The sequence below is a fragment of the Aquabacterium sp. genome, assembly GCF_044226965.1.
Lineage (GTDB): Bacteria > Pseudomonadota > Gammaproteobacteria > Burkholderiales > Burkholderiaceae_C > Pseudaquabacterium.
The window spans coordinates 115,208-133,153 of sequence record NZ_JBGAGA010000001.1 but is presented as its reverse complement, the minus strand read 5'-3'; the positions used below and the strand labels follow the sequence as shown (position 1 = coordinate 133,153).

The following is a 17,946-nucleotide window of genomic DNA, read 5'->3' as shown; positions in this document are numbered from 1 at the left end:
GATTCTAGGCGGCCGGGCTGTGCGCAGCGCCCTGGGGGGACAAGCGGACGGCCAGCGATGCCAGCACGCCCGCCAGCGCGGCGGCACCGCCGCTGTGCGCCAGCGCGGCAAGAATCGGCCAGTCCAGCACGACGTTCGACAGGCCGCTGCCGGCCTGTGCCAGCGTCAACAGCAACAGCCAGCGCGCGTAGCGGCGATGGTCGACATCGCCGACGCGGTGAAGGCGCAGGACCAGCCAGGACAGGGCCGTCAGGGCCACCAGCGCGAACAGACGGTGGGTCCAGTGGATCGCCACCAGGGCTTCGAACGGCAGCAGCCCACCGTGGCCGGCGCGGCCCAGCTCGCGCAACAGGGTGAAGGCATGCCCCCAGTCCATCGCCGGCCACCACTGGCCGTTGCAGCTGGGGAAACCCCGGCAGGCCAGCACGGCGTAGTTCGTGCTGACCCAGCCACCCAAGGCCATCTGCACCACCACCAGCGCCAGCACCAGCAGGACGGGTCGGCGCGCCATGCCGCGCGACAGCGGCCGGTTGGCAAAGGATTCATGCTGCAGCACCAGCAGCAGCAGCAGGACGGTCGCGCCCAGCAGGTGCAGCGTCACCACCGCGGGGTACAGCTTCAAGGTGACGGTGTACTTGCCAAACAGGCCCTGCACGACGACCCAGGCCAGCGTGGCAAGGGCCCACCAGGGCGAATGCGGCAGGCGCGCACGGATGCGCCAGGCGAACGCCGCAGCCACCAGGATCAGCAGGCCGACGACCATCGCCAGGTAGCGATGGACCATCTCGATCCAGGCCTTGGACCAGGTCACCGGCCCGCTGGGCATGGCCGCCTGCGCCGCTTCGATGTGGGCGCCGGCGCCCACCGGGCTCGCCTGCCCGTAGCACCCGGGCCAGTCCGGACAGCCCAGTCCGGAATCGGTCAGCCGGGTGAAGGCGCCGAACAGGATGAGATCGAAGGTGAGAAACAGCGTCAGCGCCGTCAGCGCGGCGAGCCGGGCACGGCTGTCGGCGCCCCGCTGCCGCAGCCACCACCAGGACAACGGCGCCAGGGCCACCGTCACGGCCAGGGCGGCCAGCCGCAGCAGCGACGCCGGATCGTGCGCCAGGTCCATCGTTCTCCCCCGGGGTCCCGCTTCAGCGTCCGGGCTGGTCCCAGCCGGCCGACGCGCGTAGCAGCCGTTCCAGATCGCGCTTCAGCTTGCTCGGATCGGGATCGGCTGGCGCACGCATCATCCATTCGCCCATCGGGTCGACGAGGTACACGTGGTCCTCCAGCGCATGGCCGGCCGCCGGCTTCAACCAGGCCGCGACCGTCGCCCGGGGCAGCCGCAGCACCTGCGTGGCCGGATTGGCCGCCAGCGCGGCGCGCAGCGCGGCGCCGGGCATCGCGTCGTCGGTCACGAGCCAGAGCTTGTCGATGCGATCGCGCTCTCGGCCTGTCATCTCGCGCAGCTGGCGCTGCAGGAACAGGCGCTTCTCGCAGGCCGGGTCGCAACTGCCGTCGCCGACCACGACCAGCAGCCACTGCCCCCTCAACGAACGCAGCGCGACCGGCTGGCCGTCCAGCGTGCGGGCCTCGACGGCCGGCAACGGGGCGCTGGGCTGGATCAGCGTGCTGTAGGCGGCGCCAGCACCACTTGGGCGCACGACGTAATACATGAAGTAGCTGGCCACCACGGGCGCCGCGCAGATCGCGAACACCACCAGCATCTTGATGCGACCACGGCGCATGCGCTGGCTGTCGCCAGCCTCGTCGCCGACGAGTGCGGCGGGAGGCATTGCATGGACCGTCATGCTCAGTGGTTCAGCGGGCGGCGCGACGTCGGGGGCGGATGAGTTGGAACCAGACATAAAGGCCGGTGATGAGCGCGCTGAGCGCGAACCACTGAAAGGCATAACCATGGTGCTTGCCAACATCGAGTGCCGGCAGCGGCCAGCGGCGCTGCAGCAGGTCGGTCGGCGCCGACGGAGGCTCCAGCTGCTGGATCGACAGCGGCCGCAACGCCACACCGATCTCGCGCGCGAAGTCAGCCACCGCGACATTCTGCCGGATCATGCCGGCCTCCTCGCTGCCCATGGCGAACAGCGCCGAAGGTGGTGGGGCCACTCGGCCGGCGATGCTGACCTCGCCATCGGGCGTGTCCACCGGCACCAGCCGCGTTCGCTGCTCACGGTCGCGTGGCACCCAGCCGCGCTGCACCAGCACCGCATCGCCCGGCGCCAGCAGCAGCGGCGTCAGCACGATGAAGCCGGGGCGGCCATCGAGCTGCCGGTTGTCGAGGTACACGACGTGCCGCGACAGCCAGCGGCCCTGCACCCGGATCGGCCGGTAGTGCTGCTGCGCCGCGGTGTCGCTGTCGCGGGCCAGGTCGGCGGCTGCGATGGGCGCTTGCGCGCCGCGCTGCTCGATCTCGTCGTGCAAAGCGATCTTCTGACGCGCCCGATCGAGCTGCCAGAAACCCAGCCTCGCCGTCAGCGCCGCTGCCAGCAGCGCGGCAAGCAGGACGAGCCAGCGAGAAGCCGCGGGCGAGCGCATCAGCCCCATCCCCCCGGATAATCCGCCGCCATGAAGACTCTCATCGTCATCACGCTGATGCTGGTGCTGGGCGTGCTGGCGAGCGCCGGCGTGTTCATGCTGCGCAAGGGCGACGACAACCCGGCGGCCCGCAACAAGCGCATGGCCTGGGCGCTGGCACTGCGGGTCGCGCTGTCGATCTCGCTGTTCCTGTTCATCCTGCTGTCCTGGCACTTCGGCTGGATCCGCCCCACCGGTCTGCCGACCGGCCGGTGACGCCAGGCCCTTCACCAACGACAACGCCGCCCGCGGGCGGCGTTGTGCTGTCAGGTTCCGGGCCGGATCAGAGCCAGTAGACCAGGAAGTAAAGGCCCAGCCACACCACGTCGACGAAGTGCCAGTACCAGGCCGCGCCTTCGAAGCCGAAGTGACGCTTCGGGGTGAAGTGGCCTTTCATCAGCCGCAGCGTGATGAAGGTGAGCATCAGCATGCCGACGAACACATGGAAGCCGTGGAAGCCGGTCAACATGAAGAAGGTCGAGCCGTAGATGCCCGAAGTGAGCTTCAGATTGAGCTCGTGATAGGCGTGGATGTACTCGTAGGCCTGGAAGCAGAGGAAGGTGATGCCCAGCAGCACCGTGACCCACATCCAGAAGATCGTCTTCGACCGATGATTGGCCAGCAGCGCGTGGTGCGCAATGGTCAGCGTGCCGCCGGAGGTGAGCAGGATCGCGGTGTTCACCGTCGGGATCGGCCAGGGGCCCATCGTCGTGAAGGCTTCCACCGTGCCGGCCGGCGACGCCGTGCTTCCCGCCGCAATGCTCGGCCAGATGGCCTTGAAGTCGGGCCACAGCACCTGGTGGTCCAGGTTGCCCAGCATCGGCAGCGCGAAGGCGCGCGCCCAGTACAGCGCACCGAAGAAGGCCGCGAAGAACATCACCTCGGAGAAGATGAACCAGCTCATGCTCCAGCGGTAGGACACGTCCACCCGCTCGGAGTACAGCCCGCCTTCGCTCTCGCCGATGGCGTCGCGGAACCACGCGAACAGCGTGGACAGCCAGATGAACAGCCCGAGGAGCAGCGACCACTTGCCCCAGTCGTTGCCATTGACCCACTGGCCGGCACCCAGGATCACGAAGAACAGGCCGAGCGCGGCCATCGCCGGGTGGCGCGACGGTGCCGGAATGAAGTAATAGGGCGTTTGCCCGTGGGGCGTCGCTGCGGACATCTCGTGTGCTCTCCTCGAAACCAAATCAACCTGTAGTCTGGGTGGGCGACCCGCCTAGCTGGCGACCCCGCTGTTGACCACCCATCGCACCAGCAGCACCAGGCCGCCGACAAAAATCGCTGCGCCCAGGATGCCGGCGATGATCACATGCACCGGATTCAGCTGGGCCACGTCCTTCTCGTAATCGGCCGATCGGCGAATGCCGAAGAATGACCAGGCCACCGCCCGCATCGTCTGCAGCGGCGAGGCCTTGCGCGAGGTGGCGCTCTTCAGCTCTTCGCTCATGTGCCGACCTTCCCGGACTCGGCCGCGGCCGTCTTCGGCGCGGGCTGCACCTTGCCGCCCACTTCGAAGAAGGTGTACGACAAGGTGATCGTCGTGACGTCCTTCGGCAGCTTCGGGTCCACGTAGAACACCACCGGCCACTGTTTGCTTTCGCCCGGCTTCAGCGTGTACTCGTTGAAGCAGAAGCACTCGAGCTTGGTGAAGTGGGCTGCGGCCTGCATCGGTGCATAGCTCGGGATCGCCTGGGCGGCCATGGTCCGGTTCTGGACGTTGCGGAACTCGTACATCACCGTGGTCAGCTCGCCCGGATGCACCTGCAACGACCGCACGGCGGGCTTGAAGTCCCAGGGCCCCCGGGCGTTGGCATCGAACTCGATCGTCACGCTGCGGCTGTAGTCGATCTGCGTGCTGGCCTTGCGCTCGCGCGTGCCGCCCAGGCCTGCCGAGGTGATGCGCTCGTTGAGCGTCAGCACGTTGATGCCCAGAGCGTCACAGATCGTGCGATACAGCGGCACCAGTGCGTAGCCGAAGCCGAACATCGCCAGCACGATGACCGCGAGCTTGCCCATCATGCGCAGGTTGTCGCTGCGCAGGGCGGAGGGCATTGCAGGCAGGGCCATGGGCTGACGCGGATTCGGTGCGGCCGCCTCAGCGGCCGAGGAACACGATCTTGGCCACGAAGCCGAGCCCGAGCATCAGCGCCACCGACGCCAGGATCAGCGCCAGCCGCACATTGGCCTTGCGTTGCTGCGCTTCGCGGTCCGTCGCATTCATGGTCGGGCTCAGCCGATCACCTTGGTGGCGGTGGCATCGAGCTTGGGCGGCGTCTCGAACGAGTGGTACGGCGCCGGCGACGGCAGCTCCCACTCCAGGCCCTCGGCCGCTTCCCACGGCTTCTGCGGCGCCGGCTGGCCCTTGCCGCGCATCATCGGCAGCGCGACGAACAAGAAGAAGTACACCTGCATCAGCCCGAAACCGAAGGCGCCGATCGAGGCGATCGCGTTGAAGTCGGCGAACTGCATCGGGTAGTCGGCATAACGGCGCGGCATGCCGGCCAGGCCGAGGAAGTGCATCGGGAAGAAGGTGACGTTGAAGAAGATCAGCGAGCCCCAGAAGTGCAGCTTGCCGCGGGTTTCGCTGTACATCACGCCGGTCCACTTCGGACCCCAGTAGTACACGCCGCCGAACAGCGCGAACAGCGAGCCGGCCACCAGCACGTAGTGGAAGTGGGCGACGACGTAGTAGGTGTCCTGCAACTGGATGTCGATCGGCGCCATGGCCAGGATCAGGCCGGTGAATCCCCCCATCGTGAAGACGAAGATGAAGCCGACGGCCCACAGCATCGGGGTCTCGAAGGTCATCGAGCCGCGCCACATCGTGGCGATCCAGTTGAAGATCTTCACGCCGGTGGGCACCGCGATCAGCATCGTCGCGTACATGAAGAACAACTGGCCGGTCACCGGCATGCCGGTGACGTACATGTGGTGGGCCCAGACGATGAACGACAGGATCGCGATCGACGCGGTGGCGTACACCATCGAGGTGTAGCCGAACAGCTTCTTGCGGGCGAAGGCCGGCACGATGGCACTCACGATGCCGAAGGCCGGCAGGATCATGATGTACACCTCGGGGTGGCCGAAGAACCAGAAGATGTGCTGGTACATCACCGGGTCACCGCCGCCGGCCGGCGTGAAGAAGCTGGTGCCGAAGTGGCGATCGGTCAGCGTCATCGTGATCGCGCCGGCCAGCACCGGCATCACCGCGATCAGCAGGTAGGCGGTGATCAGCCAGGTCCACGCGAACAGCGGCATCTTCATCAGCGTCATGCCGGGCGCGCGCATGTTCAGGATCGTGACGATGATGTTGATCGAGCCCATGATCGACGAGGCGCCCATGATGTGCATCGCGAAGATGCCGGCGTCCATCGAGGGGCCCATTTGCAGCGTCAGCGGCGCGTAGAGCGTCCAGCCTGCGGCCGGCGCACCGCCCGGCATGAAGAACGAGCCCGCCAGCATCAGCGCCGCCGGAATCAGCAGCCAGAAGCTGAGGTTGTTCATGCGCGCGAAGGCCATGTCGGCCGCGCCCACCTGCATCGGGATCAACCAGTTCGCGAAGCCGACGAAGGCCGGCATGATCGCGCCGAACACCATGATCAGCCCGTGCATCGTGGTGAACGAGTTGAACAGCTCGGGGTTGAAGAACTGCAGCCCGGGCTGGAACAGCTCGGCCCGGATGCACAGCGCGAGCACGCCGCCGATCATCAGCATCGTGAACGAGAACAACAGGTACATCGTGCCGATGTCCTTGTGGTTCGTCGCGAACACCCAGCGACGCCAGCCCTTCACCGGGCCGTGGTCGTGGTGGTCGTCGTGGGCATGGTCGTGCCCGTGGTCATGTCCGTGGGCGGCGGAAGGCGGGAGGACGGCGCTCATTGGCGGGGCCTTTCAGCGGTCGGTGCTGGTGATTACTTGCGGGCCGCGACGACGTCGGCGGGCTGGACGATCTGGCCGGTCTTGTTGGACCAGGAGTTCTTCGTGTAGGTGATGACGGCCGCGATCTCGGTGTCCGACAGCGCCTTCCACGACGGCATCGCGCCATTCAGGCGGCCCTGGAGCACGACCTCGATCTGCTTGGTCTTGTCGGCGTCCAGCACGATAGGCGAGGCATCCAGCGGCTTGATCGGGCCGGCGCCCTTGCCGTCCGGACGGTGGCAGACCGCGCAGTTGGCGTTGTAGACCTTCTCGCCGCGCGCCACGAGCGCGGGCAGTTCCCACACCTTGCTCGGGTCATCGGCCTTGGCGGCCATTTCCTTCTTCTTGCCCTCGACCCACTTGCTGTAGTCGGCGGCCGACAGCACCTTCACGTGGATCGGCATGTACGCGTGCTCCTTGCCGCAGAGTTCGACGCACTGGCCGTAGAAATCACCCGTCTTCTCGGCGCGGAACCAGGTGTCGCGCACGAAACCCGGGATGGCATCCTGCTTCACCGCAAAGGCCGGCACCATCCAGGAATGGATCACGTCGTTGGCCGTGGTGATGATGCGGATCTTCTTGTTGACCGGCACCACCAGCGGGTTGTCGACCTTCAGCAGGTAGTCGTCGCCGGCGGGCTTGCCCGCGTCGGACAGTTGGCGCTGCGTGACGTCCAGGGTCGAGAGGAAGCCGATGCCTTCGCCCTCGCCCTTCAGGTAGTCGTAGCCCCACTTCCACTGATAGCCGGTGGTCTTGATCGTCAGGTCGGCGTTGCTGGTGTCCTTCATGGCCACCACGGTCTTCGTGGCCGCCAGACCCATCACGATGACGATCAGCAGCGGCACCACGGTCCAGGCAATCTCCACCGCGACGCTCTCGTGGAAATTCGCCGACTTGGCACCGACCGACTTCCGGTGCTTCAGGATCGAATAGAACATCACGCCGAACACGGCGACGAAGATCACCAGGCAGATGATCAGCATGAACAGGTGCAGGCCCTGGACATCCGATGCAATGCGGGTGACCGCCGGATGCAGGTCGATCTGATTCTTCGCCGGGCCGCCAGGCAGATCACCCACCGCCAGCACGGCCGGGCTGGCCAGCGTCACGGCCAATCCGGCCAGCCCTGCGCCGATGCGATGCCAAAGCTTCTTTGTCGTGTTCATCGTGATGCTTGAAGTTCGTGATCCAAAACCCGCTCGCCCGCCGCCCGCGACAGGCGCAGGGCCCGGCGCAGTTCCTGTGCCAGCTCGAATCGCAGTTCGGGCCGCACATGGCGACCAATGCGGACACGGCGCCCCTCGCCGGACAGTTCCACCAGCGACCCCTCGGCGGCCGCCGGCTCCACCCGCACCCATTCGACCCGGAAGCGCGTGCGCTCCACCACTGGACCGACGTGCTGCTCGACCGCCATTTCCCGGCCGTCGAGCGTGATGATCTCGCGATCGCGCGCATGGCGTGCCATCAGCAGCATGCCGACGCCCACCGCGAGCAGCTCGACACCGGCAAAGGCCATCACCAGTTGGACGCCCTGCCACCAGAACCCGAAGGCGACCGCCAGCGCCAGCACGCAGACGAGCACGTAGGCCATCAACATCTGGCGCGGCGAGATGGCGCAATTGCGCCGCAGGTCCCACAGCCAGCTGGTGCCGGCCAGTCCTTGCGCCCGTCCGAAGCGCCACTCGCCATCGCGGCGTGGGGCCGTCGGTGCGGGCCAGGGGCTGGGTGCGAGCGTGGCGGTCATGGAGGGTGTCGGGATCGGGGTGTCGCTACTGCAGCGGTCAGCACATCGCCCCCTAGGAGGCTTTGTCCCCGATCAGCAGAACTGCGGAATTCTAGCGGAGTGCTACGGCGCTCCCGGTTTGCCGCGGCGCGCAGCCAACGAGGCGCGCAGTTCCGACAGCGGCACGCTGACCGGTGCGCCCGCAACCGGGCGCGGCGCGGCCTTGAAGGCATGCCCGTACACGATTTCGAAACTCATCGCGATGCGGCCTTGCGCGTCGGCCCGCCTTCCCAGCGCCGCGACCAGTTGCGCGTGCCAGCGCGGCGTGCGCAGGCCGGCAAAACGCTGCGAGGACAAGTGCCCGCCCAGCGTGCGCAGCTCGGCCAGCAGCGCGTGCGGCGAAGACCAGGTGAGGTTCACTGCCTCCTGGTCCATCACCGGGTCGGCAAAACCGCCGTGCACCAGTTGGTCGCCGATGTCGTGCATGTCGGTGAACGGCAGGTGCGGTGCCGGCCAACCGGCTTCGGCGTAGAGCGCGCGCAACTCGCGCAGGGTGTCGGGCCCCAAGGTCGAGAACATCAGGAAGCCATCGGCCGCCATCGCGGCATGCCAGCGTGCCAGCATCGCGGCCGGGTCGGGGCAGGCGTGCAGCACCATGTTGGCCCACAGCATCGGCGCACTGGCGGGCGGAACCTCCGACTCATGCACTGCCAGCGCGGCGCCATCGCGCCGGTGCAACGCCCACCAAGGCTTGCGCAGGGCTTGGCGACTGCGCTGCAGCATGACCTCGGTCGGCTCGGCGACGCTGCGCTGCGCTGCGGGCAGCACGGCCTTCACGGCCTCGGCGCTACCGCCGAGAAACCCCCACCAGTCCAGCCAGCGCTCGGGCGGCTTGCGGATGGCCGGCAATCGCTGGGCCATGCGCCGCGCGATCTCCTGGTGCAGCCACGGCGCCGCTTCGGCCCGGCCCAGCCGGTCCAGCACGCGCGCGAGCGCACGGGGATCGACGAGGGCGGGCGCAGACATGGGCGGGCAGTATATTGAGCCGATGTTGGCCCTCCCGAGGAAGCGCAGCACTAGCACCCAAGGTCGATGGCCGCGCCTGTGCGAGCTGTGTCGCAGCTGGGCCGATCGTTCAATCTGCAGTGACTGCGTGGCCAGGCTGGCCGCGCCAAGGCCTCGTTGCCGGCGCTGTGCGTTGCCGCTCGGCAGCCCAGAGGAGCACTGCGCCGATTGCCTGCGGGATCCGCCAGCGTTCGAGCGATGCCATGCGCTGGGCGACTATGGCTACCCCTGGGACGGCCTGATCAAGGCCTTCAAGTTCCATGGGCGTGTCGACCTGGCCGGCCCGCTGGCGGTGGCCCTGGCCGACCGGCTGGCCGGGGAAGACCTGGCCCCCGTGGACCTGGTGCTGTCCGTGCCCTTGAGTCCCGCACGGCTGCGCGAACGGGGCCACAACCAGGCCTGGGAGATCGCCCGCCGGGTGGCCGCCGTGCGCGGCCTGCCGGCCGATGCGCACTGCCTGCGGCGGCTGCGCGACACCGCGCACCAGGTCGGCCTGACGCGTCGCGAACGTGCGGCCAATCTGCGCGACGCGTTCTGGGTGCCGCCAGAGTGCGGGGCACAGGTCCGGCATCGGCGCGTCGCGCTGGTCGATGACGTGCTGACCACCGGTGTCACCGCGTCCGCTGCCAGCCGCGCGCTGCTGGCCGCTGGCGCCAGCCAGGTGCAGCTCTGGGTGCTGGCGCGCACGCCGGCGCCGGCCGACGCCGACGGCTGATGCCGCGCCGCCGGGCCGCGACAATGCGGCCACCATGTTCCACATCGTCCTGGTCCAGCCGGAGATTCCACCCAACACCGGCAACGTGATCCGTCTGGCCGCCAACACCGGCTGCACGCTGCACCTGGTGGAGCCGCTGGGGTTCTCGATGGAAGACCGCCTGCTGCGCCGTGCCGGCCTGGACTACCACGAGTTCGCCGCGGTGCGGCGCCACGCCGACTGGGCGGCGCTGTGCGCCCAGCGCGAGGCCATCGGCGGTCGCTGCTTTGCGTTCAGCACCAGGGGCGCCCAGCCCTTCGCCGACCAGCATTGGCAGCCCGGCGACTGGTTCGTGTTCGGCAGCGAGACCGCCGGTCTATCACCTGAAGTGATCGGCCAGTTCGACCTCACCCATCGGGTGCGGCTGCCGATGCGTCCGGGCCAGCGCAGCCTGAACCTGAGCAACACGGTGGCGGTGGTGGTCTTCGAGGCCTGGCGCCAGCAGGGCTACGCCGGCGGTCAATGAGCTGCGGACGCGGGCCCGTCAGCCCTCGGCGCGGGCCTCGCGCGACATCAGTTGACGCAGGGCCTGCGCCGGCGTCAGCGTGCCCGCCAGCACGTCGACCACCGCATCGGTGATCGGCATCTCGACGCCCAGCGCGCGGGCGCGCGCCTGCAGCGTCGGCGCGGTCAGCACGCCTTCGGCCACGTGGCCCAGCTGGGCCAGGATGCGCGCCAGCGGCTGGCCGCCGGCCAGCAGCAGGCCGACCTGGCGATTGCGCGACAGGTCACCGGTGGCCGTCAGCACCAGGTCACCAAGACCGGAGAGCCCCATGAAGGTGTCGGCGCGAGCACCGAGCGCAAGCCCGAGCCGTGTGATCTCGGCGAGCCCGCGGGTGATCAGTGCCGCGCGGGCGTTCAGGCCGAGCCCCAGGCCATCGGCAATGCCGGTGGCAATCGCCATCACGTTCTTGACGGCGCCGCCGACCTCGACCCCGATCGGATCGGCCGAGGTGTAGATGCGCAGCGAATCGCTGTGGAAGGCCTGCACCGCCAGTTCGCACAGGGCGTCGTCGGTGCTGGCGGCCACCAGGGCCGTCGGACGGCCCTGGGCCACCTCCTGCGCAAAGCTGGGGCCGGACAGCACCCCCGCGTGGGCCGCGGGCCGCAGTTCGCGCGCGATCTCGTGGCCCAGCGCGCCGGTGTCGCGCTCGAAGCCCTTGCACAGCCACAGGACCCGGGCCTGCGGTGGCAGCTGGCCCAGCTGCTCGCGCAGGCCGGACATCGGCGTGGCGATGATCACCAGGCCGCCATCGGCGTGGGCCAGCGCCTGCCCGTGGTCGCGGCTGAGTTGCAGGTCGGCCGGCAGGCTCACGCCAGGCAGGTAGCGCTGGTTGCAGTGCTGGGCCTGCATCGCCGCGACCTGCGCCGCATCACGGCCCCACAGCAGCACCTCGTGCCGCGGCGCGGCCGCCACGGCCAGCGCCGTGCCCCAGGCGCCGGCGCCGAGCACGGCAATGCGCATCGTGTGGGCGCGGAATCAGTTCGCGCTGGTCAGCACGCCGCTGCCGTTGCCGTTCTGGGCCTGGGCAGCCTGCTGCGCCTCGAACATGGCCTGGAAATTCACCTCGGTCAGCAGGATCGGCGGGAAGCCGGCACGGGTGCAGACGTCGGAGACGATCGCCCGCAGGTAGGGATAGATCATCTGCGGGCAGACGATGCTGAGGATGCCCTGCAGCTGGTCTTCCGGCACGTTGCGGATCTCGAAGATGCCGGCCTGCTTGGCCTCGATCAGGAACAGCGTGCGGTCCTTGACCTTGGTCGTGACGGTGGCCGTGACGCTGACTTCGAACACCCCTTCGCCGATCCCGCTGGCGCCCATCGACAGATTGATGTCGACCTGGGGCTGCTGCTGCTCGAGCAGGATCTGCGGCGAGTTCGGCTGCTCCAGCGACAGGTCCTTCAGGTACATGCGCTGGATCTGGAACACCGGGGTTGCGTCGTGGTCGGCCATGGCGGAATGGGGAATCGAATGGAATGAAGAAGCCCGCCACCGTCAACGGTTGGCGGGCAGGCTACGGCGCGGATTATCGCTCGCCGCCGTGGGCGGCCGATGACGGCTTCAGGCGCCCTGCAGCAGCGGCGCCAGCCCGCCGCTGCGGTCGAGCTGCATCAGGTCATCGCAGCCGCCGACATGCGTGTCGCCGATGAAGATCTGCGGCACGGTGCGCCGGCCGGTCAGCTCGATCATGCGGTCGCGCTCGGCGGGGTTGAGGTCCACCCGCACTTCCTCGATCTGCTCGACACCGCGCTGCTTCAGCAGGGCCTTGGCCCGCACGCAATACGGGCAGACCTGTGTGGTGTACATGCGGACGGCATTCATGAGCGGGCAACGACGGCAAGTGCGAAGACCCGAATTGTGACCGTGGCGCAATGGCCTTGCAGCGGCTCCGGCATGGCCGGCCCGGGGGCAGACCGGCGACCGTGAAGCCCGCCACGCGCCATGGCGCGCTCAGGCTGATTTCTCGATGGGCAGGCCCGCCTCGCGCCAGGCCTTCAGGCCACCGGCCACCGACACGGCCTTTTCGTGGCCGGCCTTGCGCAATTGCGCGGCGGCCCGTGCCGCGCGAGCGCCGGTGGTGCACATCAGCACCAGCGGCAGCGCCTTGTTCGACGGCAGTTCCTTCGCGCCGTCGAGCTTGCCCATCGGCACGTTGCGCGCGCCATTGGCATGGCCGGCGGCAAATTCGGCCGGCTCGCTCACATCCACCAGGACCGCCTTCTCGCGGTTGATCAGGCGCACCGCCTCGGCGCTGCTGATCGCACCGCCCTGGCTCTTCTGCAAGGTCTGCCACAGCAGCAGGCCGCCGGACCCCACGGCCAGCACGATGAGCCAGATGTTCTCGATGATGAATTTCACGGCAGCCACAAGGGGGTTCGAAAAGGGGCCGGATTATAGAATTCGTCCCCTTTGCCCTCCCCACCTTCTGCACTGCCTCAGCCCATGTACAAGCTCGTGCTGATTCGCCATGGCGAATCGACCTGGAACCTCGAAAACCGCTTCACGGGCTGGACCGACGTGCCGCTCACCCCCACCGGCGTGGCGCAGGCGCAGGAGGCCGGTCGCCTGCTGAAGGAAGCCGGCTTCGAGTTCGACATCGCCTACACCTCGGTGCTCAAGCGCGCCATCTGGACGCTCTGGCACACGCTGGACCAGATGGATCGCACCTGGCTGCCGGTGGTCAACGACTGGCGCCTGAACGAGCGCCACTACGGCGCACTGCAGGGCCTGAACAAGGCCGACATGGCCAAGCAGTACGGCGACGAGCAGGTGCTGATCTGGCGTCGCAGCTACGACACGCCGCCGCCGCCGCTGACGCCCGAGGATCCGCGAGGCCAGCGTGCGGACCTGCGCTATGCCGCGCTGGCCCCTGAGCAGGTGCCGCTGACCGAGTGCCTGAAGGACACCGTGGCGCGCGTGCTGCCGTGCTGGAACGAGGTGCTGGCGCCGGCCCTGCTGCGGGGCCAGCGCATCGTGGTGGCCGCGCATGGCAACTCGATCCGCGCACTCGTCAAGTACCTCGACGGCATCAGCGATGCCGACATCGTCGGCCTGAACATCCCGAACGGCATCCCGCTGGTCTACGAACTGGACGCGCAGCTGAAGCCGATCAGCCGCCGCTACCTCGGCGACCCCGAAGCGGCGGCCAAGGCGGCTGCCGCGGTGGCAAGCCAGGGCAAGGCCTGATCGCCTGACGGCCGAATTACTCGGCCAGGCCGTACAGCCGCTCGGGCGGCACACGCTGCGCCAGCGCCAGGTCGGTGGCGGCCGCCTTGATCGCATAGCCCGGCTGCGCAGTGTCGCGGCGCAGGGTGGTGGTGGTCGGCATGCCGGATTTGTCGGTGATCGCGGCGACGATCGGCGTCTGCAAGCTCGCGCCACGCCGCACCACCACGGCCTGCTCGCCCGAGGCCAGCTGCACCACCTGCCCCGGCGGGAAGATGCCGTACTCCTTGATGATGGCGGCCGCCGCGGCATTGCCCTGCGACTGGGCGAAGAGCTGGCGCGCGGCGTCCTGGATCGGCAGCGCCGGCCTGTCGGCGCGTGCGCTGATCTTGGCCAGGAACACATCGGCCAGGCGCAGCGCAGCGGCGGCTTCGCCCACCTCCGCCAGTTGATGGGGGTAGCCGCCGCCGCCCACCTGCTCGTGGTGTTGCAGCACGGCCTGCACCCAGTCCTCGTCCGCCACCCCGGCGTCGCGCAACTGCTCGGCCGCGCGCGTCGGGTGCTGCTGGATCTGGGCTCGCTGCGCTTCGGTGATGCGACCGGTGGCCGCCACCCGTCCTTGCAACTCGATGATGGCCAGGTTCATCGTCAGCGCCGCCTTGACCAGGCTGCCGCAGCGCGCCGGCGGCCAGCCGATCCGGGTGGCCAGCAGCTGACACACCAGCGCCGTGTGCAGCGCGTGCGTCAGGCCGTACATCGGCAGGCGACGCGCGTCCTGGCGCACCGACAGGAAGATCGCGATGTCGAGGTCGCGCGACATCAGCTCGACCAACTGCATCGCGAACTCGTCGCAGCGCGCCGCGAAGCCGGGCTCGTCGATGCTCTTGTGCAGCCGCTCCAGCCGTGGCACCGCCTGGTCCCACAGGTCGAACAAGGTCAGCTTGCGGCGCTGGCCATCGGCCGCCGACGTGCGGCCGTCCTTGGCGGCGCGCAGCTCTTCCTGGTCAGCGTACAGGCCCCGCGCCAGCAGCACGGCCAGCTGGGTCTCGTTGTGGATGACCTGACCGCGGGCCAGCAGCAGCTTGCCCTGCTCGTCGCGCACGCCGAACGGCAGCGCCGTTCCCACCTTGAGCTGGCTGGCCACGAGCCGAAGCAGTTGAGTCGCCACCTGTGCCCTTCGCCGAATTGCGCCGCAGGGTACACCCGCAGGCCGGTGCCCGGCCAGCCCCCCCTTTGCGCGGCGCGCGCGCGGGCGGCGCTCACAAAGCGCGGATCGCCTCGGCCAGCAAGGGGGCCACCGGGATCACTGCGGTCTCGTGCGGCACCGCGTCGCTGCTCCAGACATGGCGCACGCCACAGGCGCGCAGCTGGGCCAGCGACCCGCCAACGAAGAGCGCATGCGTCACCGCGACGTCGACCGTGGCCGCTCCAGCGGCAAGGCAGGCCGTGGCCGCCTCGATCAGCGTGCGGCCGGTGCTGGCCACGTCGTCCACCAGCACCACCGCGCGGCCGGCCACCGGCACGGACGGCAGCATCACCCGCACGTCGCGGTCGCCGAAGCGCTGCTTGGTGCAGGCGGCATGGTCGAAGCCATGGGCCAGGCTGGCCTGGGCCACCCACTGCAGCGCTTCTTCGTCGGGCCCCAGCAGCAGCGGACGTTCGTGTCGCGCCGCGATCCAGGCGCCGAGCGCCGGGGCCGCGCTGATCGCCCGCTGACGACACCCGGGCATCACCTCGTCCAACGAGGCGATGCGGTGCAGGTGCGGATCGATGGTCACCAGCGCATCGACCTGGCCCGCGAGCAGCCGCGCGATGTGGCGCTGGCTCACGGCCTCGCCCGGCTGGAACGCCATGTCCTGCCGCATGTAGGCCAGGTAAGGACAGGCCAGCGACAGCTCCTGCACGCCGAGCTCGCGCGCGGCGGGCGCCGCAATCAGCAGCTCGACCAGCTTGTCGTTCGGCTGGTGCAGCCCGCGCAGCAGCAGCACACGGGGCGGCAGGGCGGCGGGCAGCCGGAGCTTCAACTCGCCATCCGGGAAGCGGTGACGCTCGATGCGCTGCAAGGGCAGCCCGCCCAGCGCGACGGCCAGTCGCTGGGCCAGCGCCCACTCGTCGTCGAAAGCCAGCAGCAGGTCCGGTGTCATCAGGGTTCTCCTGGCGCTCAGGCCATGTCCTGGTGCGGCGCCAGGGCCGCGGCAATCTGCTCGCGCACCTCGAGCGCCAGCGCCCGTCGATCGAAGAGCTGGCTGTCCATGCTGGCCAGGGGCTGCACGTGCACGCACAGGCCCTCCGCGCGAGCCACCCACCACAGGCTGCGCAGCAGCGTGGTCTCGCCCACCCAGGCCGCGGCCGGGCTGATCGGCAGGCCGGGCTGGGCGTAGCGCAGCACCACCGGCTGCACCGGCATCGCACTGCTGATGGCGGCCTGCAGCAGGTTGGCATGGAAGGGCAGCAGCCGCCGGCCGTCGCCCGTGGTGCCTTCGGGGAACACGGCCACCGTGTCGCCCGCGCTCAGCGCCGCGGCCGTCTGGTGCACCACGCGCATTGCATCGCGCTTGCGTTCACGCTCGATGAACAGCGTGTCGGCCGCCATCGTCAAGCGGCCGATCACGGGCCAGTGCAGCACATCGGCCTTCGAGACGAAACGCGCCTGCGGGCACACCGCATGGATCGCCGCGATGTCGAGCCACGACACATGGTTGGCCAGCAGCAGCACCCCCCCCTCGGCGAACCGACCCTCCAGCCGCGACTGAACGCCCAGGCCACGCAGCAGCTTGCCGGCCCACCAGCCGACGCGCGCCTGCCGCTGCGCCGGCGCCAGCCCGGGCCAGGTCAGCCACACGATGGCCAGCCCGTGCAGCACGTGGGCGACGGTCCTCAGCAGGCGCCAGACCGCGCGCGCGGCCACCGCCGGCGGCGCCAATCAGCGCGCCTCGTAGGCGACGGTGCCAGCCACCAGCGTGGCCTTCACCCGACCCGGCAATGCCATGCCGGTGGCCTCGAACGCGAACGGGGTGTACTTGCCCTGGCTGCGCAAGGCTCCCGGGGTGAGCGTCCAGGTCGTCGCGGGATCGAACACGCAGACATCGGCCACGCCGCCCTCGACGAGCCGGCCAGCGCTGGAAGCCAGCGAGCCCAGCGCGTCACCGAGCACGCGCACCGGCTCGCAGGTGACGCGCGCCAGCGCAGCGGACAGCGGCAGCTCGGCCTCCTGGCCCCATTTCAACGCCAGGCTCAGCAACAGTTCCAGGCCGCTGGCGCCGGGCTCGGCCTCGGCAAAGGGCAGGTTCTTCTCGTCGGCGTCCACCGGCGTGTGGTCGGACACCAGCGCGTCCAGCGTGCCGTCGGCCAGCGCCTCGCGCAGCGCAGCGCGGTCTGCGCCCTGCCGCAGCGGCGGCGTCAATCGCATCGCCGAATTGAAGTAGCCGATGTCGACATCGGTCAGGTGCAGCGAGTTGATGCTGACGTCTGCGGTGATCGGCAAGCCCTCGGCCTTGGCCTGGCGGACCAGCGCGACACCCGCCGCGCTCGATAGCCGGCACAGGTGCACGCGGCACCGCGTGCTGCGCACGAGTTCGAGGATCAGTTGCAGCGCGATGGTTTCGGCGGCCACGGGCACGCCGGACAGGCCCAGCCGCGTCGCCACCGCACCGCTGGCCGCGACGCCACTGCCCAGCCAGGCATCCTGCGGCCGCAGCCACACGGTGTAGCCGAAGGTGCTGGCGTACTGCAGCGCGCGCATCAGCACCAGCGTGTCGCGCACCGGCGCCTCGGCCTGGCTGAAGCCGATGCAGCCGGCTTCGGTGAGCTCGGCCATCTCGGTCAGCACCTCGCCGCCGAGGCTGCGCGTCAACGCACCGAGCGGGAACAGCCGGCACAACGAGAGCTTGCGGGCGCGGAACTTCAGCATCTCGACCAGGCCCGGCTCGTCCAGCGCCGGGTCGGTGTCGGGCGGGCAGACCAGGCTGGTCACGCCACCGGCAGCCGCGGCATTGAGCTCGCTTTCGAGCATGCCTTCGTGCTCGTGGCCCGGCTCGCGCAGCCGCGCGGCCAGGTCGACCAGGCCGGGGGCGACGACACAGCCGGCGGCATCGATCACGCGGTTGGGATTGAAGTCGCTGCTGACACGGCCGACGCCGACGATGCGGCCGGCGGCGATGCTGACATCGGCGTTTTCGTCGCGCCCCGAGGCGGGGTCGATGACGCGTCCGTTGCGTACCAGGATCTTCATGGGCG

The 17,946-nt window shown here is 69.3% G+C and carries 23 protein-coding genes; 4 read left to right on the top strand and 19 right to left on the bottom strand.

Going from position 1 to position 17,946, the window contains the following annotated elements; genetic code table 11:
• Nucleotides 1-4: 4 nt before the first annotated feature.
• The 3 genes from ACILR4_RS00685 to ACILR4_RS00675 are packed head-to-tail and all read right to left on the bottom strand — an operon-like array spanning nucleotide 5 to nucleotide 2,538.
• Nucleotides 5-1,114, bottom strand: coding sequence for a heme A synthase (locus ACILR4_RS00685; RefSeq protein ID WP_395698874.1), 1,110 nt, complete (start codon nucleotides 1,112-1,114; stop codon nucleotides 5-7).
• A 22-nt stretch (nucleotides 1,115-1,136) separates the two neighbouring features.
• Nucleotides 1,137-1,796 carry an SCO family protein gene (locus ACILR4_RS00680; RefSeq protein ID WP_395698873.1) on the bottom strand — a complete coding sequence of 220 codons (660 nt, stop codon included), beginning with the start codon at nucleotides 1,794-1,796 and terminating at the stop codon, nucleotides 1,137-1,139.
• A gap of 10 nt (nucleotides 1,797-1,806) precedes the next feature.
• On the bottom strand, nucleotides 1,807-2,538 hold the full coding sequence (locus ACILR4_RS00675) for an SURF1 family protein (RefSeq protein ID WP_395698872.1): 732 nt from the start codon (nucleotides 2,536-2,538) through the stop codon (nucleotides 1,807-1,809).
• Between the two features lie 30 nt (nucleotides 2,539-2,568).
• Between ACILR4_RS00675 and ACILR4_RS00670 the strand changes: the two genes are divergently transcribed.
• Nucleotides 2,569-2,793 (top strand): DUF2909 domain-containing protein, encoded by a 225-nt coding sequence (locus ACILR4_RS00670; RefSeq protein ID WP_395698871.1) that lies wholly within the window; start codon nucleotides 2,569-2,571, stop codon nucleotides 2,791-2,793.
• A gap of 67 nt (nucleotides 2,794-2,860) precedes the next feature.
• On the opposite strand, the gene ACILR4_RS00665 is transcribed toward ACILR4_RS00670, so the two are convergent.
• The 8 genes from ACILR4_RS00665 to ACILR4_RS00630 all read right to left on the bottom strand — a co-directional run bounded on the left by ACILR4_RS00665 (nucleotide 2,861) and on the right by ACILR4_RS00630 (nucleotide 9,301).
• A complete protein-coding gene (locus ACILR4_RS00665; RefSeq protein ID WP_395698870.1) occupies nucleotides 2,861-3,745 on the bottom strand; it encodes a cytochrome c oxidase subunit 3 in 885 nt (294 codons plus the stop codon).
• A gap of 54 nt (nucleotides 3,746-3,799) precedes the next feature.
• The gene (locus ACILR4_RS00660; protein WP_395698869.1) at nucleotides 3,800-4,030 is read right to left on the bottom strand and encodes a DUF2970 domain-containing protein; all 231 of its coding nucleotides are present in this window, start codon (nucleotides 4,028-4,030) and stop codon (nucleotides 3,800-3,802) included.
• On the bottom strand, nucleotides 4,027-4,635 hold the full coding sequence (locus tag ACILR4_RS00655; protein WP_395698868.1) for a cytochrome c oxidase assembly protein: 609 nt from the start codon (nucleotides 4,633-4,635) through the stop codon (nucleotides 4,027-4,029). The genes ACILR4_RS00660 and ACILR4_RS00655 overlap by 4 nt, the downstream gene beginning before the upstream one ends.
• Before the next feature lie 43 nt (nucleotides 4,636-4,678).
• Nucleotides 4,679-4,804 (bottom strand): cytochrome oxidase small assembly protein, encoded by a 126-nt coding sequence (locus ACILR4_RS00650; protein ID WP_395698867.1) that lies wholly within the window; start codon nucleotides 4,802-4,804, stop codon nucleotides 4,679-4,681.
• Nucleotides 4,805-4,812: 8 nt separating this feature from the next.
• A complete protein-coding gene (gene ctaD / locus ACILR4_RS00645; RefSeq protein ID WP_395698866.1) occupies nucleotides 4,813-6,462 on the bottom strand; it encodes a cytochrome c oxidase subunit I in 1,650 nt (549 codons plus the stop codon).
• A 32-nt stretch (nucleotides 6,463-6,494) separates the two neighbouring features.
• Nucleotides 6,495-7,667 carry a cytochrome c oxidase subunit II gene (coxB, locus tag ACILR4_RS00640; RefSeq protein WP_395698865.1) on the bottom strand — a complete coding sequence of 391 codons (1,173 nt, stop codon included), beginning with the start codon at nucleotides 7,665-7,667 and terminating at the stop codon, nucleotides 6,495-6,497.
• Nucleotides 7,664-8,245: a DUF2244 domain-containing protein gene (locus ACILR4_RS00635; protein ID WP_395698864.1), complete on the bottom strand. Its 582-nt coding sequence runs from the start codon at nucleotides 8,243-8,245 to the stop codon at nucleotides 7,664-7,666. The genes coxB and ACILR4_RS00635 overlap by 4 nt, the downstream gene beginning before the upstream one ends.
• A gap of 102 nt (nucleotides 8,246-8,347) precedes the next feature.
• The gene (locus tag ACILR4_RS00630) at nucleotides 8,348-9,301 is read right to left on the bottom strand and encodes a biotin synthase (protein ID WP_395698863.1); all 954 of its coding nucleotides are present in this window, start codon (nucleotides 9,299-9,301) and stop codon (nucleotides 8,348-8,350) included.
• Between ACILR4_RS00630 and ACILR4_RS00625 the strand changes: the two genes are divergently transcribed.
• Both ACILR4_RS00625 and ACILR4_RS00620 read left to right on the top strand, forming a co-directional pair.
• Complete coding sequence (locus tag ACILR4_RS00625; RefSeq protein WP_395698862.1) at nucleotides 9,249-10,004, top strand: double zinc ribbon domain-containing protein; 756 nt, start codon at nucleotides 9,249-9,251, stop codon at nucleotides 10,002-10,004. The two genes, ACILR4_RS00630 and ACILR4_RS00625, sit on opposite strands and share 53 nt — an antisense overlap.
• A gap of 34 nt (nucleotides 10,005-10,038) precedes the next feature.
• Nucleotides 10,039-10,509: a tRNA (cytidine(34)-2'-O)-methyltransferase gene (locus tag ACILR4_RS00620; RefSeq protein ID WP_395698861.1), complete on the top strand. Its 471-nt coding sequence runs from the start codon at nucleotides 10,039-10,041 to the stop codon at nucleotides 10,507-10,509.
• A gap of 18 nt (nucleotides 10,510-10,527) precedes the next feature.
• Here the strand turns inward: ACILR4_RS00620 and ACILR4_RS00615 are convergent, their stop codons facing one another.
• The 4 genes from ACILR4_RS00615 to ACILR4_RS00600 form a co-directional block, all read right to left on the bottom strand.
• On the bottom strand, nucleotides 10,528-11,508 hold the full coding sequence (locus ACILR4_RS00615) for an NAD(P)H-dependent glycerol-3-phosphate dehydrogenase (protein WP_395698860.1): 981 nt from the start codon (nucleotides 11,506-11,508) through the stop codon (nucleotides 10,528-10,530).
• Between the two features lie 15 nt (nucleotides 11,509-11,523).
• Nucleotides 11,524-11,997 (bottom strand): protein-export chaperone SecB, encoded by a 474-nt coding sequence (gene secB / locus ACILR4_RS00610; protein ID WP_395698859.1) that lies wholly within the window; start codon nucleotides 11,995-11,997, stop codon nucleotides 11,524-11,526.
• Between the two features lie 108 nt (nucleotides 11,998-12,105).
• The gene (gene grxC, locus ACILR4_RS00605; protein WP_395698858.1) at nucleotides 12,106-12,366 is read right to left on the bottom strand and encodes a glutaredoxin 3; all 261 of its coding nucleotides are present in this window, start codon (nucleotides 12,364-12,366) and stop codon (nucleotides 12,106-12,108) included.
• Between the two features lie 129 nt (nucleotides 12,367-12,495).
• Nucleotides 12,496-12,903 carry a rhodanese-like domain-containing protein gene (locus ACILR4_RS00600; protein ID WP_395698857.1) on the bottom strand — a complete coding sequence of 136 codons (408 nt, stop codon included), beginning with the start codon at nucleotides 12,901-12,903 and terminating at the stop codon, nucleotides 12,496-12,498.
• Nucleotides 12,904-12,987: 84 nt separating this feature from the next.
• Here ACILR4_RS00600 and gpmA point away from each other — a divergent pair, with 84 nt between their 5' ends.
• Nucleotides 12,988-13,731, top strand: coding sequence for a 2,3-diphosphoglycerate-dependent phosphoglycerate mutase (gene gpmA / locus ACILR4_RS00595; protein ID WP_395698856.1), 744 nt, complete (start codon nucleotides 12,988-12,990; stop codon nucleotides 13,729-13,731).
• 16 nt (nucleotides 13,732-13,747) lie between these two features.
• Here the strand turns inward: gpmA and ACILR4_RS00590 are convergent, their stop codons facing one another.
• The 4 genes from ACILR4_RS00590 to ACILR4_RS00575 all read right to left on the bottom strand — a co-directional run bounded on the left by ACILR4_RS00590 (nucleotide 13,748) and on the right by ACILR4_RS00575 (nucleotide 17,941).
• Complete coding sequence (locus ACILR4_RS00590; protein WP_395698855.1) at nucleotides 13,748-14,854, bottom strand: HD-GYP domain-containing protein; 1,107 nt, start codon at nucleotides 14,852-14,854, stop codon at nucleotides 13,748-13,750.
• 115 nt (nucleotides 14,855-14,969) lie between these two features.
• Nucleotides 14,970-15,854 (bottom strand): ribose-phosphate diphosphokinase, encoded by an 885-nt coding sequence (locus tag ACILR4_RS00585; protein WP_395698854.1) that lies wholly within the window; start codon nucleotides 15,852-15,854, stop codon nucleotides 14,970-14,972.
• Between the two features lie 17 nt (nucleotides 15,855-15,871).
• Complete coding sequence (locus ACILR4_RS00580) at nucleotides 15,872-16,633, bottom strand: lysophospholipid acyltransferase family protein (RefSeq protein WP_395698853.1); 762 nt, start codon at nucleotides 16,631-16,633, stop codon at nucleotides 15,872-15,874.
• Complete coding sequence (locus ACILR4_RS00575; RefSeq protein ID WP_395698852.1) at nucleotides 16,634-17,941, bottom strand: dihydroorotase; 1,308 nt, start codon at nucleotides 17,939-17,941, stop codon at nucleotides 16,634-16,636.
• Nucleotides 17,942-17,946: the final 5 nt, after the last annotated feature.

Bases quoted from the DNA above. Each gene is read 5' to 3' on its own strand.
- secB (WP_395698859.1), bottom strand. From the start codon at position 11,997: ATGGCCGACCACGACGCAACCCCGGTGTTCCAGATCCAGCGCATGTAC.
- ACILR4_RS00650 (WP_395698867.1), bottom strand. From the start codon at position 4,804: ATGAATGCGACGGACCGCGAAGCGCAGCAACGCAAGGCCAATGTGCGG.
- ACILR4_RS00635 (WP_395698864.1), bottom strand. From the start codon at position 8,245: ATGACCGCCACGCTCGCACCCAGCCCCTGGCCCGCACCGACGGCCCCA.
- ACILR4_RS00655 (WP_395698868.1), bottom strand. From the start codon at position 4,635: ATGCCCTCCGCCCTGCGCAGCGACAACCTGCGCATGATGGGCAAGCTC.
- ACILR4_RS00660 (WP_395698869.1), bottom strand. From the start codon at position 4,030: ATGAGCGAAGAGCTGAAGAGCGCCACCTCGCGCAAGGCCTCGCCGCTG.
- ACILR4_RS00620 (WP_395698861.1), top strand. From the start codon at position 10,039: ATGTTCCACATCGTCCTGGTCCAGCCGGAGATTCCACCCAACACCGGC.
- gpmA (WP_395698856.1), top strand. From the start codon at position 12,988: ATGTACAAGCTCGTGCTGATTCGCCATGGCGAATCGACCTGGAACCTC.
- coxB (WP_395698865.1), bottom strand. From the start codon at position 7,667: ATGAACACGACAAAGAAGCTTTGGCATCGCATCGGCGCAGGGCTGGCC.
- ACILR4_RS00585 (WP_395698854.1), bottom strand. From the start codon at position 15,854: ATGACACCGGACCTGCTGCTGGCTTTCGACGACGAGTGGGCGCTGGCC.
- grxC (WP_395698858.1), bottom strand. From the start codon at position 12,366: ATGAATGCCGTCCGCATGTACACCACACAGGTCTGCCCGTATTGCGTG.
- ACILR4_RS00575 (WP_395698852.1), bottom strand. From the start codon at position 17,941: ATGAAGATCCTGGTACGCAACGGACGCGTCATCGACCCCGCCTCGGGG.
- ACILR4_RS00665 (WP_395698870.1), bottom strand. From the start codon at position 3,745: ATGTCCGCAGCGACGCCCCACGGGCAAACGCCCTATTACTTCATTCCG.
- ACILR4_RS00675 (WP_395698872.1), bottom strand. From the start codon at position 2,538: ATGCGCTCGCCCGCGGCTTCTCGCTGGCTCGTCCTGCTTGCCGCGCTG.
- ACILR4_RS00680 (WP_395698873.1), bottom strand. From the start codon at position 1,796: ATGACGGTCCATGCAATGCCTCCCGCCGCACTCGTCGGCGACGAGGCT.
- ctaD (WP_395698866.1), bottom strand. From the start codon at position 6,462: ATGAGCGCCGTCCTCCCGCCTTCCGCCGCCCACGGACATGACCACGGG.
- ACILR4_RS00685 (WP_395698874.1), bottom strand. From the start codon at position 1,114: ATGGACCTGGCGCACGATCCGGCGTCGCTGCTGCGGCTGGCCGCCCTG.
- ACILR4_RS00615 (WP_395698860.1), bottom strand. From the start codon at position 11,508: ATGCGCATTGCCGTGCTCGGCGCCGGCGCCTGGGGCACGGCGCTGGCC.
- ACILR4_RS00625 (WP_395698862.1), top strand. From the start codon at position 9,249: ATGGGCGGGCAGTATATTGAGCCGATGTTGGCCCTCCCGAGGAAGCGC.
- ACILR4_RS00670 (WP_395698871.1), top strand. From the start codon at position 2,569: ATGAAGACTCTCATCGTCATCACGCTGATGCTGGTGCTGGGCGTGCTG.